The following is a 16,451-nucleotide window of genomic DNA, read 5'->3' on the forward strand; positions in this document are numbered from 1 at the left end:
GAAGTGCGACCGGGTGTCATGCCCTAGACTCGTGTGCAACCCAGTGCCCGACCGGTACCGAAGGAGCTGCCGTGGTCCAGTTTGAAGTCCCCGCCGTCGTCCCCGCCGATCCCGATGCGAACATCGCCGACCTGCTGGCGAAGCGCGTCGAGGCCACGCCGGATCGTCCTCTGTTCGCGGTTCCCGACGGAGACGGATGGCGTGACATCTCCGCCGCCGATTTCCAGACCGCGGTGATCGCGCTCGCGAAGGGCTTCGTCGCTGCCGGCATCCAGCCGGGCGAGAAGGTGGGCTTCCTCGCCCGCACCACCTACGAGTGGACCCTGGTCGACTTCGCGCTCTTCTACGCCGGCGCGGTGATGGTCCCGATCTACGAGACCAGCTCACCGTCGCAGATCCAGTGGATCCTCGAAGACTCCGGCGCGATCGCCGTCATGGTCGAGTCCCCCGAGCACTTCGCTCGGCTCGACGAGGTCCGCGGCGACCTCCCCCTGCTCCGCGAGGTCTGGCAGCTTCACCTCGGGGCCATCGACACGCTGACCGCCCAGGGAAAGTCGGTGACCGACGCCGAGATCGAGCGTCTCCGCAACATCGCCGTCGGATCCGACATCGCGACGCTCATCTACACGTCCGGGTCGACGGGTCGCCCCAAGGGCTGCGTGCTCACGCACAGCAACTTCGTCGAGCTCTCGCGCAACTCGGCCAAGGCGTTGGACGCGGTCGTCCAGACCCCCGGATCCTCGACCCTGCTGTTCATCACGACTGCGCACGTCTTCGCTCGTTTCATCTCGATCCTGAACATCCACGCGGGCGTCCGCACCGGGCACCAGCCCGACACCCGACAGCTGCTGCCGGCACTCGGGTCCTTCAAGCCGACCTTCCTCCTCGCCGTGCCGCGCGTGTTCGAGAAGGTCTACAACTCGGCCGAGCAGAAGGCCGAGGCCGGCGGCAAGGGCAAGATCTTCCGGGCGGCGGCGGACGTCGCCATCGAGCACTCCAAGCTGCTCGAAGCGGGAAAGAGCGTCCCGTTCGGGACCCGGCTCAAGTTCGCCCTGTTCAACAAGCTCGTCTACAGCAAGCTGCGCGAAGCGATGGGCGGCAGGATCGTCTACGCCGTCTCGGGATCCGCTCCGCTCGGCGCGCGACTCGGTCACTTCTTCCACAGCCTCGGCGTCGTGATCCTCGAGGGCTACGGTCTCACCGAGACCACGGCTCCGGCCACGGTGAACCTCGCCGACAAGTCGAAGATCGGCACAGTCGGCCCCGCTCTCCCCGGCGTCGGCGTACGACTCGCGGATGACGGCGAGATCGAGGTCCGAGGCGTCAACGTCTTCAAGGAGTACTGGAACAACCCCGAGGCCACGGCCGAGGCATTCAGCGAGGGCGGCTGGTTCCACACCGGAGACATCGGCAACTTCGACTCCGAGGGCTTCCTCACGATCACCGGCCGCAAGAAGGAGATCATCGTCACGGCCGGCGGCAAGAACGTCGCGCCCGCCGCACTCGAGGACCCGATCCGAGCCAACCCGATCATCGGTCAGGTCGTCGTCGTGGGCGACCAGCGCCCGTTCATCTCGGCGCTGATCACGCTCGACTCCGAGATGCTTCCCACCTGGCTCGCGAACGCCGGTCTCGACAAGGACATGTCGCTCGCCGTGGCCGCGAAGAACGACGCGGTACGTGCGGAGATCCAGAAGGCGGTGGATGCTGCCAATGCTCGCGTCTCGCGCGCCGAGTCCATCCGGAAGTTCACGATCCTCGACAGCGAGTGGACTGAGGCATCGGGTCACCTCACCCCCAAGCTGTCCATCAAGCGGAACGTGATCATGAGCGACTTCGCCGACGAGGTGGCCGCGATCTACGACGAGCCCGTTTCGACGACCAACGTCGCCATCGGGGGCTGAGGCCCCTGTATATGAGAAGGGCCCCGCTTCGGCGGGGCCCTTCTCATATACAGGTGCGAGTCAGAACCAGGAGCTCTCGCGCACCTCGCGCATCGCGCGCTTGCGGGTCTCGGCGTCGAGGCGGGTCAGGTACAGCTTGCCGTCGAGGTGATCCGTCTCGTGCTGCAGCGCCTGCGCCAGAAGACCGTCGCCCTCGAGTACCACGGGCTCGCCGTCGAGATCGATGCCCTCGACGCGCGCCCACGGGTGGCGAAGCGCATCGTGCCAGAGACCGGGAACAGACAGGCACCCCTCCCCCGTCGGCACGGGCTCGCCGCGGACCTCGGTCAGCACCGGGTTGAGCACGTAGCCGATGTCGCCGTCGATGTTGTAGCTGAACGCCCGAACGGCGACGCCGATCTGCGGAGCCGCGACACCGGCACGCCCCGGCACCTCCACGGTGTCGATGAGGTCGGCGACGAGAGCGCGCACTCCGTCATCGATCTGGTCGATCGGTGTGCAGACGGTGCGGAGCACGGGGTCTCCGAAGACCCGGATCTCACGGATGGACATCAGGCTCCCTTCGCCCGGAGTCCCTCGACCAGAAGCGCGGCGAGCTCACGAGCTGCGACCCGCGTCTCGGGCTGAAGGTTCGCGAACACGATGGTTCCGCCACCGGCGATCTGGGCGTCGTACGGCATCCGCACCACCTTCTTCGCGCGTGTGCGGAAATGGGTCTCGAGTTCGTTGAGACGCACCAGCGGTGCACCGGGTGTCGACTGGTTCAGCACGACCACCGCATCACGAGCCTGCTCGGCATACCCGTTGCTCTCCAGCCAGGTCAACGTCTCGGACGCGAGACGCGCCTCATCGACGCTGAGCCCCGACACGATCACGATCTGATCGGCGAGGTCGAGCGTCGCCGACATCACCGAATGGACGATGCCCGTTCCGGTGTCGGTGAGCACGAGCGAGTAGTAGTGGGCAGCGACACCGGCCACGTCACGGTAGTCGTCGTCGCTGAAGGCCTCGGCGATCCGTGGATCCGAATCCGAGGCGAGCACGTCGAGGCGAGTGGCATCGCGTGCGACGATCGCGGAGATGTCGTGATAGCCCTTGACCTCGTCGTGGATGCGCACGAGGTCGCGCACGGACTTGTTGTGATGCGGGCGCACGACGCGATCGGCGAGGGTGCCGCGGTCGGGGTTGGCGTCCACGGCGATCACGCGGTCATCGCGCGCGTCAGCGAGAGCCATGCCGAGCAACGCCGTGATGGTCGTCTTGCCCACACCGCCCTTGCGCGAGAGGACGGGGACGAACCGCGCCCCGCCGACGATCGGCGCGGCGATCCGCGCGCTCAGCGCCTTGCGCTCACGCGCACGGCGACCGTCTCCGATGTTGATCCTCCGGCCGGAGATCGTGTAGAGGAAATGACTCCACGCGCCCTCCGGCTCCGGCTTCGTGAGTCGATGCGGGTCGAGCAGCCGATCCGCGGTGAGCAGGTCGGCGCTCTCGCGCGAAGAGTCGCCGAGATCGTCAAGTCGCTTCGCGGCGAGCTGCACCTCGGCGCGACCCGCTCGGGTCGCCTGAGTGGCGACGGTCTTGGGCTTCGATGCGTCCACTGACGGGCTCTCCTTCTGAGCGAGCGATGCCGCTGCCGACCTCCGCGACGTGGGGCCCGCCTCGACGTCGGCGCGCGCCTTGGCGACGAACGCTGCGGCTGCCGCGGCCTGCGCCGCGACAGTGTCGGTCGACGGGGACGTGGGCGACGGTCGCACCGCAGGAGCGGGCGAGGTGACGGGCTCGGACGCTTCCGGAGCGGAAGTCTGCTTCTCGGGCGCAGGCTTCTGCGCGATCGCGGGCTCGATCACAGGCTTAGGCGCGGGCGATGCCTCCGGCTCGGGCTCGGGCACGGGCACGGGCTCGGCAGTGTCCTCAGGCTCGGGCTCGACTTCGACCGCAGGCTCGACATCGCGCTCGGGCTCGGGCTCGACTGCGACCACAGGCTCGACATCGCGCTCGGGCTCGGGCTCGGGGTCGGGCTCGGATTCAGTTTCGACTTCAGCCTCAGCCTCAGCCTCGACCTCGACCTCAGGCTCGGGCTCGGGCTCGACCTCAGGCTCGGGCTCAGGCTCGGGCTCAGGCTCGGGCTCAGCTGCGGCGTCGAGTTCGGACTCTGCGGCCGGTGCGATCGAGGCATCGACATCGACCTCAGGCTCGGGCTCGGGCTCGGGCTCGACCTCAGGCTCGGGCTCAGGCTCGGGCTCAGGCTCGGGCTCAGCTGCGGCGTCGAGTTCGGACTCTGCGGCCGGTGCGATCGAGGCATCGACATCGACCTCGGCCTCAGCCGCGGCGTCGGGCACCTCGTCGGTGCCGGACTCCGGCTCGGCGACAGCATCCTCCACCGATGCGGCCTCAATGGGCTCTGCGGGGAGCTCGATGATCATCGGGGCAGAACCCAGTGATGGCTGCGAGGTCTCGATCGCGGCGGCAGTGTCGGCTGCCGCCTTGGCCGCGGCGACCGGCTCGTCGATGATGAGGTCGGCGACGACCTCACCGTCGACGATGCCGTCGTCCTCGAGCTCGTCCTCGTCGTCCTTCGGGAACACGACGCTCACCTGAGCCGTGTTGCCGAGGATGCCGATTCCCGAGGTGTCCAGGGATGCGGCGTCGTCGAGCACCCCTCTGGACTCCTCGTCCGGCGTTCCTGCCACTTTCTTCGGGGTCACGTTGTCGCTCCAAGCTTGTGCGGGCCTCGGGTGCGCTGCGTCGAGCGCGGCCTCGCCCGCACAAGATTAGTGCGCCGGGCTGATGACGACCAAAAGATCTCCTGCTTCGACCTGCTGGGTGGCACCGATGGCGAGCCGTTCGACGACACCGTCGACCGAGGCGGTGATGGCCGCCTCCATCTTCATGGCCTCGATCGACGCGACCGGCTCGCCAGCACGCACGGAGGCGCCGATCTCGACCTTGAGCGTCACCACTCCCGAGAACGGCGCCGCGACCTGGCCCGGCACCGAAGTGTCGGCCTTCTCGACCTCGTGGGCGTCGACAGCCACCGCGCGATCGCGCACGAACACCGGTCGCAGTTGACCGTTGAGAGTGGTCATGACCGTGCGCATGCCCTTGTCGTCAGCATCGCCGATGGCCTCGAGCCCGACGAACAGCTGGACTCCTCGGTCGATCTCGACGAGGTGCTCCTGACCCTGCACGAGTCCGTACAGGTAGTCGCTGGTGTCCAGCACCGAGAGATCGCCGAACTGCTCCCGCATCTGCGTGAACTCGCGCATCGGCGCAGGGAACAGCAGCGTGTTCAGTCGCGCACGTCGCGTCGCGCTGTCGCCCGCCAGCGCCGCCTCGTCCTCCGCCGAGATCTCGGTGACCCCTGTGCGGACGGCACGACCGGCCAGCACCTTGGTCCGGAACGGCTCCGGCCACCCGCCGGGGAGGTCACCGAGCTCACCCGCCATGAACCCCACGACGGAATCCGGGACGTCGTACTTGCCGGGGTTGGCCTCGAAATCCGCGGGGTCGGCTTTCACGGCCGCGAGGTGCAGAGCGAGATCGCCGACGACCTTCGACGACGGGGTCACCTTGGGCACTCGACCGAGGATGCGGTCGGCCGCGGCATACATGTCCTCGATGAGCTCGAAGTCGTCCGCCAGCCCGAGCGCCTTGGCCTGCTGCCGGAGGTTCGAGAGCTGACCGCCCGGGATCTCATGGTGGTAGACGCGTCCTGTGGGACCCGGCAGGCCGGATTCGAACGGCGCGTAGACACGGCGCACCGCCTCCCAGTACGGCTCGAGGTCGGAGACGTTGCCGAGATCGATGCCGCTGTCGCGGTCGGTGTGCGCAAGCGCGGCGACGAGCGACGACAGCGACGGCTGGCTCGTGGTCCCCGAGAGCGGCGCGGATGCCGCATCCACGGCGTCCACTCCCGCGGCGCTTGCCGCGAGAAGCGTCGCGAGCTGCCCACCGGGGGTGTCATGCGTGTGCAGATGCACGGGGAGGTCGAACCGCTCGCGCAGAGCCGTGACGAGCTTCGCGGCCGCGGCGGGGCGCAGCAGTCCTGCCATGTCCTTGATGGCGATGATGTGGGCACCGGCCGCCACGATCTGCTCGGCGAGGCGCAGGTAGTAGTCGAGCGTGTAGAGGTCCTCGGCCGGGTTGAGCAGGTCACCCGTGTAGCAGAGCGCCACCTCGGCGACCGCCGTGCCGGTGTTGCGGACCGCTTCGATCGCGGGGCGCATCTGCTCGACGTCGTTGAGCGCGTCGAAGATCCGGAAGATGTCGACGCCGCTGGCGGCCGCCTCCTGCACGAAGGCCTCGGTCACCGCCGTCGGGTACGGGGTGTAGCCCACCGTGTTGCGCCCGCGGAGCAGCATCTGGATCGCGACGTTCGGGAGCGCTGCTCGGAGCTTGTCGAGCCGCTCCCAGGGGTCCTCTCCGAGGAATCGGAGCGCGACGTCGTAGGTCGCACCGCCCCAGGCTTCGACGGAGAGAAGTCCCGGCGTCAGCCGGGCGATGTGCGGCGCGACGGCCACGAGGTCTCGCGTGCGCACCCGTGTCGCGAGCAGCGACTGGTGCGCGTCCCGGAAGGTCGTGTCCGTGATCGCGAGGGCGCTCTGCGCTCGCAGGCTCTTGGCGAAGCCCTCGGGGCCGAGCTCGAGGAGCCGCTGGCGCGAACCCGCCGCGGGCTCGGCCGCGAGGTCGATCTTCGGCAGCTTCGCCCGGGGATCGATCGAGCCCGGGTGCGTGCCGTGCGGCTTGTTGACCGTGACGTCGACGAGCCAGTTCAGGATCCTCGTGCCACGGTCCTTCGACTCGCGCCCGCGGAGCAGATCCGGGCGCTCGTCGATGAACGACGTGCTCACGTCGCCGGCGATGAACGCGTCGTCGTCCAGCAGTGCCTGGAGGAAGGGGATGTTCGTCGAGACGCCGCGGATGCGGAACTCGGCCAACGCACGCCTCGCCCGTGCCACAGCCGCCGGGAAGTCGCGGCCGCGGCAGGTCAGCTTCGCCAGCATCGAGTCGAAGTGCGGGCTGATCTGCGCACCCTGATGCACCGTGCCGCCGTCGAGCCGGATCCCGGCGCCGCCGGGCGAACGGTAGGTGGTGATCTTGCCGGTGTCCGGACGGAACCCCTGCGTGGGGTCCTCAGTCGTGATACGGCACTGCAGCGCGGCGCCCCGCACGTGCAGGTTCTGCTGCTCGAGACCCAGCTCGGCGAGCGTCTGACCGGCCGCGATGCGCATCTGGCTCTGAACGAGGTCGACGTCGGTCACCTCTTCGGTGACGGTGTGCTCGACCTGGATGCGCGGGTTCATCTCGATGAAGACGACCTCACCGGTGCGCTCCCCCGCCGTCTCCAGCAGGAACTCCACCGTGCCGGCGTTCTCGTATCCGATAGACCGGGCGAAGGCGACGGCGTATCCGTGCAGCGCGGTGCGGATGCTGTCGTCGAGGTTCGGGGCCGGTGCGATCTCGACCACCTTCTGGTGACGGCGCTGCACCGAGCAGTCGCGCTCGAAGAGATGCACAATCTCGCCCGACTTGTCGGCGAGGATCTGCACCTCGATGTGGCGCGGACGCAGCACCGCCTGCTCCAGGAACATCCGCGGATCGCCGAACGCGCTGGCCGCCTCGCGCATGGCCTCGGCGAGAGCGGGGGCGAGTTCGGCAGCGCTCTCGACGCGGCGCATGCCGCGGCCGCCGCCACCCGCGACGGCCTTGGCGAACAGGGGGAAGCCGATCTCGGCGGACTGGGCGACGAGCGCGTCGACGTCATCGGATGCCTCGGTCGACCGGAGCACGGGGACCCCGGCCTCGATCGCATGACGCTTGGCCTCGACCTTGTTGCCCGCCATCTCGAGGACCTTCGCGGGCGGACCGATGAAGACGATGCCGTTCGCGGCCGCCTTCTCGGCGAGCTCCGGGTTCTCGGAGAGGAACCCGTACCCCGGGTAGATCGCGTCGGCACCCGCATCCTTCGCGACCCGGATGATCTCGTCGACGTCGAGGTAGGCGCGGACCGGATGACCCCGTTCGCCGATCTCGTACGCCTCATCGGCTTTGAGCCGATGGACCGATCCACGGTCTTCGTGCGGGAAGACCGCGACCGTTCTCGCCCCGACTTCGAAAGCCGCACGGAAGGCACGGATCGCGATCTCGCCGCGGTTCGCCACAAGGATCTTCTGGAACATGCACACCTCTGGGGGCTCGATGCACGCCTGATTCGTCGCGCATGGGGCGGGGCTGAGTGTGCACCCAGCCTAGGGGAAGGTAACGTGGTGTTCGTGCACGTACTCAGCGTCAGCTCTCTCAAGGGAGGCGTCGGCAAGACGACCGTGACCCTCGGCTTGGCCTCAGCGGCCTTCGCCCGTGGTGTCCGAACGCTCGTCGTCGACCTCGACCCGCAGTCCGATGTGTCCACTGGCATGGACATCCAGGTGGCCGGCCGGCTCAACATCGCCGATGTCCTGGCGAACCCGAAGGAGAAGGTCGTCCGTCAGGCGATCACCTCGAGCGGCTGGGCGAAGGTGCACCCCGGAACCATCGATGTGCTGATCGGCAGCCCGTCCGCGATCAACTTCGACGGCCCGCACCCGAGCGTCCGCGACGTCTGGAAGCTCGAAGAGGCGCTGGCAGCGGTCGAAGCCGACTACGACCTGGTCCTCGTCGACTGCGCGCCGTCGCTCAACGCCCTCACGCGCACCGCGTGGGCGGCCAGCGACCGCGTCATGGTCGTGACCGAACCGGGACTCTTCTCCGTCGCCGCAGCCGACCGCGCACTTCGCGCGATCGAGGAGATCCGCCGAGGCCTCTCCCCTCGCCTGCAGCCGCTCGGCATCGTCGTGAACCGTGTGCGACCGCAGTCGATCGAGCACCAGTTCCGCATCAAAGAACTGCGCGACATGTTCGGCCCGCTCGTCCTCTCTCCGCAGCTGCCCGAGCGCACATCGCTGCAGCAGGCTCAGGGCGCGGCGAAGCCGCTGCACATCTGGCCCGGAGACTCGGCACAGGAACTCGCCTCCGACTTCGACCAGCTGCTCGACCGGATCATCCGCACCGGTCGCATCCAGGTCGCGGACTCGGGCGCACAGGCCTGACCGCCCCGCAGACAGCAGAACGGCCATCCTCTCGCGAGGGTGGCCGTTTCTTCGTCTGGGGTCTGGGGTGCGGCTCGCGGCCGCGGATGCTCAGGCGGATCGCTTGGAGCGGCGCGCGGACAGCTCGTCGACGGGGTCGGGGGCCGTAGCATCGAATGCGACCAGCGTGGACTCCACCTCGCGGAGCACCTTTCCGACGGCGATGCCGAACACGCCCTGGCCACGACTCACGAGGTCGATGACCTCGTCGTTCGAGGTGCAGAGATAGACGGATGCTCCGTCGCTCATGAGCGTGGTTCCTGCGAGATCGCGGATGCCGGCTCGGCGGAGCTCGTCGACGGCCGTGCGGATCTGCTGCAGTGAGATCCCGGTGTCGAGCAGACTCTTCACGAGCTTGAGGACGAGGATGTCGCGGAAGCCGTACAGCCGCTGCGACCCCGAGCCGCTGGCGCCGCGCACGGTGGGCTCCACCAGCTCGGTGCGGGCCCAGTAGTCCAGCTGACGGTAGGTGATGCCCGCTGCACGAGCAGCCACGGCACCGCGGTAGCCGACCTCGTCGTCCATGGCCGGAAGACCGTCCGTGAAGAGGAGTTCGGGTACGAACCGCGGGTCGCCTGCACGCTCATCCGCATTCATCTGAAATCCTCCCTGGAGCTGTTACCTCCACGCTAGAGCAGGCCTCCGGCACCGGCAATGACATCCGCACCGCGCCGAAGGTGTGTCGCAATCAGTTCGTTACGAAAGCAACCGTGCGAGCGCGTCTTTGACGAAGAGCGAACGCACTTCATCGATCTTCGAGGCGAGGTTCGGAGCCATGTCGCTCGCCTTCGCCCGCGATGCGGCATCCGTTCGGCGCAGCAACGACGACATCGCGGATTCGATCAGCGCGACCTCGCGCTCGGCCCCCTGCCGCAGCGAGCGCAGGTGCCGAGGTTCGATGCCGTGGCGGTCGAGTGCGACCAAGCCCCTCAGCAGAGTGACCGTGGATTCCGGGTAGCTCTCCTGGGCGACGATCACGCCGGTACTGATCGCGTCGTTGAGAAGCTGTGGCCCCGCACCGGCAGCAGAGAGCAGCTCACTGCGACGGTAGCGGCGCGGCGTCGGCGTGATCGACGGCGGCGGCACGAGTGCGGTCGATTCGCCGTTCGCCTCCGCTTCGTCGAGCTGCTCGCGGATGACGCTGAGAGGGAGATAGTGATCGCGCTGCAGCGTGAGGCCGAGGCGCAGTCGCTCGATGTCGGCCTGCGAGAACTTGCGGTATCCCGACTCGGTGCGCGAAGGAGTGACGATCCCCTGGACCTCCAGGAAGCGGAGCTTGCTGGAGGTGAGCTCGGGAAATTCCGGCGTGAGTCGCGCCAGGACCTGACCGATGCTCAGAAGACCCGCGGACGCCGAACGTTCGCGGGCGGGGGAAGCCGCCATCAGTCGGTCGCCGCGACGCGATCGACCGGGGAGGCGAAGAAGTTCAGTCGGAACTTGCCGACGCGAAGCTCGGTGCCGTCGACCAGCGCACTGCGGTCGACGCGCTCACCGTTCACATACGTTCCGTTGAGCGAACGCTGGTCGATGATCTCGAAGGTCGAGCCCGTGCGGGTCACTTCGGCGTGACGACGCGACACCGTCACGTCGTCGAAGAAGATGTCCGCCTCCGGGTGGCGCCCTACGGTCGTCACGTCCGTGTCGAGCAGGTAGCGTGCACCCGCGAGCGCTCCGGAGCGCACCAGAAGCAGTGCGGAACCGGAGGGAAGGGCCGCGATGGCGCTCTGCTCCACGTCGGTGAGCTCCACGCCGAAAGGCACGAAGGAAAGGTCCGAGTCATGCCCGAACGTCTGCGTCACGTCGTGTCTCTGCTCGACGGGACGATGGATCGCGGCGTCTCCGCCCGATCGGCTCTGGCTGTCTGTCACTATGCCCTCCTAGTCCTCCAGACTAACTGATCCGCGGCCCCTCGCGGGAGCTCCCCCTCACACTCAGCCATCGCATACCGATGCTTCATAGGCTGGGCATGTGAAAACCACAGCTCGCCGCCTCCCCGCAGCCCCGACCGCCCTCGCGGCAGCCCTTCTCACCGCGTTCCTCGTCCTGTTCGCGCCGTTGTCGGCATCCGCTCACGACAGCCTGCTCGCGTCGTCGCCCGAGGCGGACAGCACGGTCGACATCCTTCCCGCCGAGCTCACCCTGACCTTCAGCGCGAAGCTGATCGACGGCGAAGGCGCGACCGAGATCGTCGTCACGGATCCCGAGGGCGACTCCGTCATCGACGGCGCACCGACCCTGAACGGCGCCGTCGTCACCCAGCCCCTCGTGTCCGAGGCGCCGGCGGGTGCCTATCACGTGGTCTGGAAGGTCGTCTCGAGCGACGGCCACCCCACCTCCGGCGAGTTCGACTTCACGGTCGCGAACGCCACCGAGAGCACCGCCACCGCCGAGCCGACGGCGTCACCCACGACTGCGGAGCCGACTCCCGCTGCGACCGCCGGGCCCGGAACCGACGTCACCCCCGCGCCGGAAGAGAGCGACTCGTCTCCCGCGACGACCATGATCTGGGTGCTCGGGATCGCGGGAGTGCTGGTGATCCTCGGCATCGTCGTCTGGCTCGTGACCCGCGGGCGCAGCGGCAGTGCTCCCGCCGATTCCGGCGCCCCCTCGGAGCGATAGGCTTAAGGCATGCCACACTACGATGTCGTCATCCTCGGTGCAGGTCCTGGCGGATACGTCGCTGCGGTTCGCAGCGCGCAGCTCGGTCTGTCCACCGCCATCATCGAAGAGAAGTACTGGGGTGGTGTGTGCCTCAACGTCGGCTGCATCCCCTCCAAGGCTCTTCTGAAGAACGCGGAGCTCGCACACACGCTCAACCACAAGGCCGACTTCTTCGGCATCTCGGGTGAGTTCACGATCGACTACGGCAAGGCGTTCGACCGCAGCCGTGTCGTCGCAGACGGTCGCGTCAAGGGCATCCACTTCCTGATGAAGAAGAACAAGGTGACCGAGTACGACGGTCGCGGCACCTTCACCGGCCCGAAGGCGATCTCTGTCGCCAAGGCCGACGGTTCGACCGAAGAGGTCACCTTCGACAACGCGATCATCGCGACCGGATCGAAGGTGCGACTGCTCCCGGGCGTCCAGCTCAGCGACAACGTCGTGACGTACGAGGAGCAGATCCTCTCGCGCGAGCTGCCGAAGTCGATCGTCATCGTCGGTGCCGGCGCCATCGGCATGGAATTCGCCTACGTGATGACGAACTACGGCGTCAAGGTCACGATCATCGAGTTCCTCGACCGCGCACTTCCCAACGAGGATGCCGATGTGTCGAAGGAGATCGCCAAGCAGTACAAGAACTACGGCGTCGACATCCTCACCTCCACCAAGGTCGAGTCCGTCGTCGACAACGGCTCGTCGGTCACCGTCTCGTACACCGGCAAGGACGGGCAGCAGTCGTCGATCGAGGCCGACAAGGTGCTCATGTCGGTCGGCTTCGCCCCGAACATCGAGGGCTTCGGACTCGAGGCCACCGGAGTGAAGCTCACCGAGCGCGGTGCGATCGACATCGACGACCACATGCGCACCAACGTCGAGGGCATCTACGCCATCGGCGATGTCACGGCCAAGCTGCAGCTCGCGCACGTCGCAGAGGCGCAGGGTGTCGTCGCGGCCGAGACCATCGGCGGCGCGGAGACCCAGACGCTCGGCGACTACCGCATGATGCCCCGCGCGACCTTCTGCTCGCCGCAGGTCGCCTCGTTCGGCCTCACCGAGCAGCAGGCCAAGGACGAGGGGCGCGAGATCAAGGTCGCGACGTTCCCGTTCATGGCGAACGGCAAGGCGCACGGACTCGGCGAGCCCGTCGGCTTCATCAAGCTGATCGCCGACGCCGAGCACCTCGAGCTCATCGGCGCCCACATGATCGGTCCCGACGTCTCGGAGCTCCTTCCCGAGCTGACGCTGGCCCAGAAGTGGGACCTCACGGCGCTTGAACTCGCGCGCAACGTGCACACGCACCCGACGCTGTCGGAGGCACTGCAGGAGGGCTTCCACGGCCTCGCGGGTCACATGATCAACTTCTGATCCCACCGGATCAGCACGAAGGCCCGGCACGCTCACGCGTGACCGGGCCTTCGTGCGTCACGGCAGGTCGGAGCCGTCTCTTCTCAGCTCCAGCCGCGAAGGAAGACCGAATCGCACGGACCACCCTGACGGTGCGATCGATGCGAGCTCCTTCGGCGTGTACGAACGGCGGATGCTGATGAGTCCGTCCTCGCGGATGAAGGATCCTCGGAAGAGCGTGCCGGAGAAGAGCCAGGTCACCGCGCCGTACAGCGCATACGCGGCTCTGCTTCGGGCGATGTCGCGATGCACCACGAGCCCACCCTCGGCCACGAGTCGCCGAGAGTCGAGCAGCAGGCTCTGCAGCTCCGATTCGGTGAGGTGATGCAGCACATGGTTCGAGAAGACGACGTCGTACTTCTCTCCCTCCGCGACGAGGTCCCCCGACAGGGCGCAGCGGTAGCGGACGCCAGATCCTCTGTCGTGGTCGGAGGCCCACCGGATCGCGCGGTCGTCCGCATCGAGCGCAGTGATCTCGGCGGTCAGTCCGTCTCGCCGCAGCCTCGACGCGATCATCCGGCAGACGTCGCCGCCTCCGGCCCCGATGTCGAGGATGCGGAGGGTGCCGCGCCGGGCGCGCGGGCGGATGTCACGACGGTAGAGCACGCCAGGACCGGACACCAGGGCATTCACGAGTCGGAAACGCTCGTAGGTGCGCTCGAGCATGGCGATATCCGCATCGGGGTCGTCCATGAGCTCACGCGCATCGGATGCGCGAGTCGAGAGGTCATGGCTCATGCGGCGGCGGTGGCGACGGTCATCAGGGCGCTCTCCGCCGTCAGTCCGGGGCCGAAGGCCATCGCGGCGACCCGTGAGCCGTCCGATGCCCCGTCGTCGAGGATCCGCTTGATGACGAACAGGATCGTCGCACTCGACATGTTGCCGTTCACGCGCAGGGTCTCGCGGGCGGGATGCAGCTGGGCATCCGTGAGGTGCAGGCGCTCCTGCACCCGATCGAGGATGCTCCTGCCGCCCGGATGAATGGCCCAGTGTTCCACCCGATCCCCCACCCGCCCCTCGTCGAAGGCCGCGGCGAGCTCTCCCTCACGGGCGTAGAGCGGGCGGATCGCGCCGATGATGGTCTCGCCGATGATCTGGGGAACCCTGGTCGACAGGATCATCTCGAACCCGTGGTCGCCGATCGTCCAGGCCATGTCGGGCTCACCCTCGGCGGCGATCGCCGTGTGGAAGCCGTCGAGGCGGACCCCCGGCGTCGGAGTCGGAAGATCACGAGCCGTGACGATCCCCGCGGCCGCCCCGTCGGCGAAGAGGGAATTCGCGACGATCAGGTCGGGATCCTCCGTCGATCTCAGGTGCACCGTGCACAGCTCGACGCTGACGACCAGGACCACGGCGTCGGGATCTGCCGCGCAGAACTGGCTGGCGGCGCGGAGCGCCGGCATCGAGGCGTAACAGCCCATGAAGCCCAGGTGATAGCGCTGCACACCGTCCGAGAGCCCCAGCCCCCGCACGATCTCGTACTCCGGGCCGGGCGCATGGAATCCCGTGCACGATGCCGTGATGACGTGGGTGATGTCGGCGGCGACGATGTCGGGATCGGCATCCAGTGCGCGGCGCGCCACCTCGACGAAGAGACGCGACGCCTCTCGCACGTAGAGATCGTTGCGCACCTTGGTGCCGGGAGACCGGAGAAGACCCGACTCCCGATCGAAGAAGACCGGCTCGTCGGTGCGCGCGGCGGACGAGAGCTCTCCGATGACGGTATGACGGGAGTCGATTCCGGAGCCGTTGAAGGAGGCTCCGATGATCCTCTGCGCGAGCCTTCCGACATCCGGCTGCGAGGCGAAGATGTCGCGCACCTCGCTCTGCTCGATGACGGTGTCGGGGACGATCGTCTGCAGCGAGCGGAGGACGGCGGAACGGCTCATGTCAGTCACTCAAGCACGATCGCGCGGCGAGGCGGAAGGGGCTTGCGCCGTGTGTCAGAAACCGAGAGCACGGGCGAGCTTCGAGCCTGATGACGCCTCGCGCCCGCCGACGGCGAAGATCGCCGCCTCGACGGCGGCGAACAGAGCCTCACGCCCTGCCGCATCCGCCGGAGCGGCTGGACCGAGCTCGAACTCCCACTCGCGCCATTCACGCCGGACGTCCTGCCGGAGGTCCGTCGCGCGGACTCGATCGTCGACGAACTCGGCGATCACCCCGTCGGCACCGGAGAGCAGGTAGGCCGTGCGGTCGTTCTCGATGCGCGCGAGTGGCGTCAGCCGTCCCGTCGTCCATCGGGAGAGGGTCTCGATCACCGCATCCGGGATGCTGTCGTCGTCACCCAGCGGCCAGCCGATCTCGAGACGTCCGTCGCCCTCGCGGGGTCCCTTGATGTGCCATCCGGCATCCGGGCCGCCGGTGCGACGACGAAGCGCCACTCCGGCGCGCGACAGCTCTGCGTCATCGGTGTCGAGGTAGCGGGCGTCGAGCTCGCGCATCTCGCCCCCGGACACCGCATCGACGCCGGGCAGCCCGCCCCACTCGGGGAGGGGCGTGGCCCCGTCGACGTCGTACTTGCGCTCGACCTCGACGACCCTGGTCGGTTCGGAGCCGGGCTGCGAAGGAGTGCCGCTCTCAGTCATCCGTGAGGGTGAGGTCCTCGAGGGACTCGTCGAACCAGTAGTCGATCTCGGTGGGGCCGTCGGCGTCGCCGGTGTTCTGCTCCTCGCCGCGTCGGTTGTACACCACCTGGGTCTCGCTGTAGGGGACGATCAGCTTGTCGTCCGCGTCGCCGAGAGGAATGATCTGCCCGTCGAGCGGGCCGCCGTGAAGTCGTGCGAGTGCCATGTGCTCACCCTATCCCCGTCGCCGCGGCATCGGGTTCATCCCACGATGATCCCGATCAGGGCGCCCGTGATCATCCACGGGCCGAACGCGATGCGCGTCGATCCGTCCGCCCTGCGTGATGCCATCAGCGCCAGTGCGTGCAGCGCACCGAGGACGAAGGCGGAGGCCGCGCCCACGGCGAGCGCCTGCCAGCCGTGCCAGCCGAGCACCAGCCCGATGACGGCGGCGAGCTTCACGTCTCCCCCGCCCATGCCCTCCCGGCTGAGCAGACGGAGTGCCGCGTAGAAGCCGCCGAGTATCGCCATCCCGAGGGCCGCCCCGGTCAGCCCGGCGCTCTCACCCGAGACGAGAGCGTCGACTGCCGTGAGGACGAGAAGGGCCGCGAGGGTGGGGAGCACGATCCTGTCCGGCAGCCGGTGGCTGTGGATGTCGATGACCACGAGCCGGCAGCCGACCACGAACAGGGCCAGATGCACGATCAGGACGAGCACGGCGCGGGGTTCCATCCAGGAAGGCTAAGAGAGCGTGGAGCCGCCTGTCGGGCAGGTGTGGATAACCGCCC

At 68.0% G+C, this 16,451-nt stretch carries 15 protein-coding genes; 4 read left to right on the top strand and 11 right to left on the bottom strand.

The window, feature by feature from the left end:
- Positions 1-71: 71 nt before the first annotated feature.
- A complete protein-coding gene (locus JOF42_RS13670; protein ID WP_210098337.1) occupies positions 72-1,904 on the top strand; it encodes an AMP-dependent synthetase/ligase in 1,833 nt (610 codons plus the stop codon).
- Positions 1,905-1,964: 60 nt separating this feature from the next.
- Here JOF42_RS13670 and def read toward each other — a convergent pair whose 3' ends face one another.
- The 3 genes from def to JOF42_RS13685 all read right to left on the bottom strand — a co-directional run bounded on the left by def (position 1,965) and on the right by JOF42_RS13685 (position 8,086).
- Positions 1,965-2,456 carry a peptide deformylase gene (gene def / locus JOF42_RS13675; RefSeq protein WP_210098338.1) on the bottom strand — a complete coding sequence of 164 codons (492 nt, stop codon included), beginning with the start codon at positions 2,454-2,456 and terminating at the stop codon, positions 1,965-1,967.
- Positions 2,456-4,612 (bottom strand): nucleotide-binding protein, encoded by a 2,157-nt coding sequence (locus tag JOF42_RS13680; protein ID WP_210098339.1) that lies wholly within the window; start codon positions 4,610-4,612, stop codon positions 2,456-2,458. Before JOF42_RS13680 ends, def begins: the two co-directional genes overlap by 1 nt.
- Positions 4,613-4,678: 66 nt before the next feature.
- A complete protein-coding gene (locus JOF42_RS13685) occupies positions 4,679-8,086 on the bottom strand; it encodes a pyruvate carboxylase (protein WP_210098340.1) in 3,408 nt (1,135 codons plus the stop codon).
- A gap of 93 nt (positions 8,087-8,179) precedes the next feature.
- Between JOF42_RS13685 and JOF42_RS13690 the strand changes: the two genes are divergently transcribed.
- Positions 8,180-8,992: a ParA family protein gene (locus JOF42_RS13690; RefSeq protein WP_210099212.1), complete on the top strand. Its 813-nt coding sequence runs from the start codon at positions 8,180-8,182 to the stop codon at positions 8,990-8,992.
- A 90-nt stretch (positions 8,993-9,082) separates the two neighbouring features.
- Here the strand turns inward: JOF42_RS13690 and JOF42_RS13695 are convergent, their stop codons facing one another.
- The 3 genes from JOF42_RS13695 to JOF42_RS13705 all read right to left on the bottom strand — a co-directional run bounded on the left by JOF42_RS13695 (position 9,083) and on the right by JOF42_RS13705 (position 10,899).
- Positions 9,083-9,628 carry a MerR family transcriptional regulator gene (locus JOF42_RS13695; protein ID WP_210098341.1) on the bottom strand — a complete coding sequence of 182 codons (546 nt, stop codon included), beginning with the start codon at positions 9,626-9,628 and terminating at the stop codon, positions 9,083-9,085.
- A 99-nt stretch (positions 9,629-9,727) separates the two neighbouring features.
- Positions 9,728-10,414 (bottom strand): transcriptional regulator FtsR, encoded by a 687-nt coding sequence (gene ftsR / locus JOF42_RS13700; protein ID WP_210098342.1) that lies wholly within the window; start codon positions 10,412-10,414, stop codon positions 9,728-9,730.
- Positions 10,414-10,899: an FHA domain-containing protein gene (locus JOF42_RS13705; RefSeq protein WP_210098343.1), complete on the bottom strand. Its 486-nt coding sequence runs from the start codon at positions 10,897-10,899 to the stop codon at positions 10,414-10,416. The genes ftsR and JOF42_RS13705 overlap by 1 nt, the downstream gene beginning before the upstream one ends.
- Positions 10,900-10,999: 100 nt before the next feature.
- Here JOF42_RS13705 and JOF42_RS13710 point away from each other — a divergent pair, with 100 nt between their 5' ends.
- Entirely contained in the window at positions 11,000-11,650 is a 651-nt protein-coding gene (locus tag JOF42_RS13710) for a copper resistance CopC family protein (protein WP_210098344.1), read from the top strand.
- A 9-nt stretch (positions 11,651-11,659) separates the two neighbouring features.
- Positions 11,660-13,057, top strand: coding sequence for a dihydrolipoyl dehydrogenase (gene lpdA, locus JOF42_RS13715; RefSeq protein ID WP_210098345.1), 1,398 nt, complete (start codon positions 11,660-11,662; stop codon positions 13,055-13,057).
- Positions 13,058-13,114: 57 nt separating this feature from the next.
- Here lpdA and JOF42_RS13720 read toward each other — a convergent pair whose 3' ends face one another.
- From JOF42_RS13720 to JOF42_RS13740, 5 genes are read right to left on the bottom strand one after another with little or no spacing between them, the layout of a single operon-like run.
- Positions 13,115-13,834: a methyltransferase domain-containing protein gene (locus tag JOF42_RS13720; protein WP_210098346.1), complete on the bottom strand. Its 720-nt coding sequence runs from the start codon at positions 13,832-13,834 to the stop codon at positions 13,115-13,117.
- Positions 13,831-14,985 carry a type III polyketide synthase gene (locus JOF42_RS13725; RefSeq protein WP_210098347.1) on the bottom strand — a complete coding sequence of 385 codons (1,155 nt, stop codon included), beginning with the start codon at positions 14,983-14,985 and terminating at the stop codon, positions 13,831-13,833. The genes JOF42_RS13720 and JOF42_RS13725 overlap by 4 nt, the downstream gene beginning before the upstream one ends.
- 54 nt (positions 14,986-15,039) lie before the next feature.
- Entirely contained in the window at positions 15,040-15,684 is a 645-nt protein-coding gene (locus JOF42_RS13730; RefSeq protein ID WP_210098348.1) for a CYTH domain-containing protein, read from the bottom strand.
- Positions 15,677-15,889, bottom strand: a complete 213-nt coding sequence (locus JOF42_RS13735; RefSeq protein ID WP_056516419.1) for a hypothetical protein — start codon at positions 15,887-15,889, stop codon at positions 15,677-15,679. Before JOF42_RS13735 ends, JOF42_RS13730 begins: the two co-directional genes overlap by 8 nt.
- Before the next feature lie 35 nt (positions 15,890-15,924).
- Positions 15,925-16,395 carry a prepilin peptidase gene (locus JOF42_RS13740; protein ID WP_210098349.1) on the bottom strand — a complete coding sequence of 157 codons (471 nt, stop codon included), beginning with the start codon at positions 16,393-16,395 and terminating at the stop codon, positions 15,925-15,927.
- Positions 16,396-16,451 lie beyond the last annotated feature (56 nt).

Source organism: Microbacterium phyllosphaerae (assembly GCF_017876435.1).
GTDB lineage: Bacteria > Actinomycetota > Actinomycetes > Actinomycetales > Microbacteriaceae > Microbacterium > Microbacterium phyllosphaerae.

What these genes read in the sequence shown, in the direction of transcription:
- def (WP_210098338.1), bottom strand. Translation starts at nt 2,456, where the DNA reads ATGTCCATCCGTGAGATCCGGGTCTTCGGAGACCCCGTGCTCCGCACC.
- JOF42_RS13685 (WP_210098340.1), bottom strand. Translation starts at nt 8,086, where the DNA reads ATGTTCCAGAAGATCCTTGTGGCGAACCGCGGCGAGATCGCGATCCGT.
- JOF42_RS13695 (WP_210098341.1), bottom strand. Translation starts at nt 9,628, where the DNA reads ATGAATGCGGATGAGCGTGCAGGCGACCCGCGGTTCGTACCCGAACTC.
- ftsR (WP_210098342.1), bottom strand. Translation starts at nt 10,414, where the DNA reads ATGGCGGCTTCCCCCGCCCGCGAACGTTCGGCGTCCGCGGGTCTTCTG.
- lpdA (WP_210098345.1), top strand. Translation starts at nt 11,660, where the DNA reads ATGCCACACTACGATGTCGTCATCCTCGGTGCAGGTCCTGGCGGATAC.
- JOF42_RS13720 (WP_210098346.1), bottom strand. Translation starts at nt 13,834, where the DNA reads ATGAGCCATGACCTCTCGACTCGCGCATCCGATGCGCGTGAGCTCATG.
- JOF42_RS13725 (WP_210098347.1), bottom strand. Translation starts at nt 14,985, where the DNA reads ATGAGCCGTTCCGCCGTCCTCCGCTCGCTGCAGACGATCGTCCCCGAC.
- JOF42_RS13730 (WP_210098348.1), bottom strand. Translation starts at nt 15,684, where the DNA reads ATGACTGAGAGCGGCACTCCTTCGCAGCCCGGCTCCGAACCGACCAGG.
- JOF42_RS13735 (WP_056516419.1), bottom strand. Translation starts at nt 15,889, where the DNA reads ATGGCACTCGCACGACTTCACGGCGGCCCGCTCGACGGGCAGATCATT.
- JOF42_RS13740 (WP_210098349.1), bottom strand. Translation starts at nt 16,395, where the DNA reads ATGGAACCCCGCGCCGTGCTCGTCCTGATCGTGCATCTGGCCCTGTTC.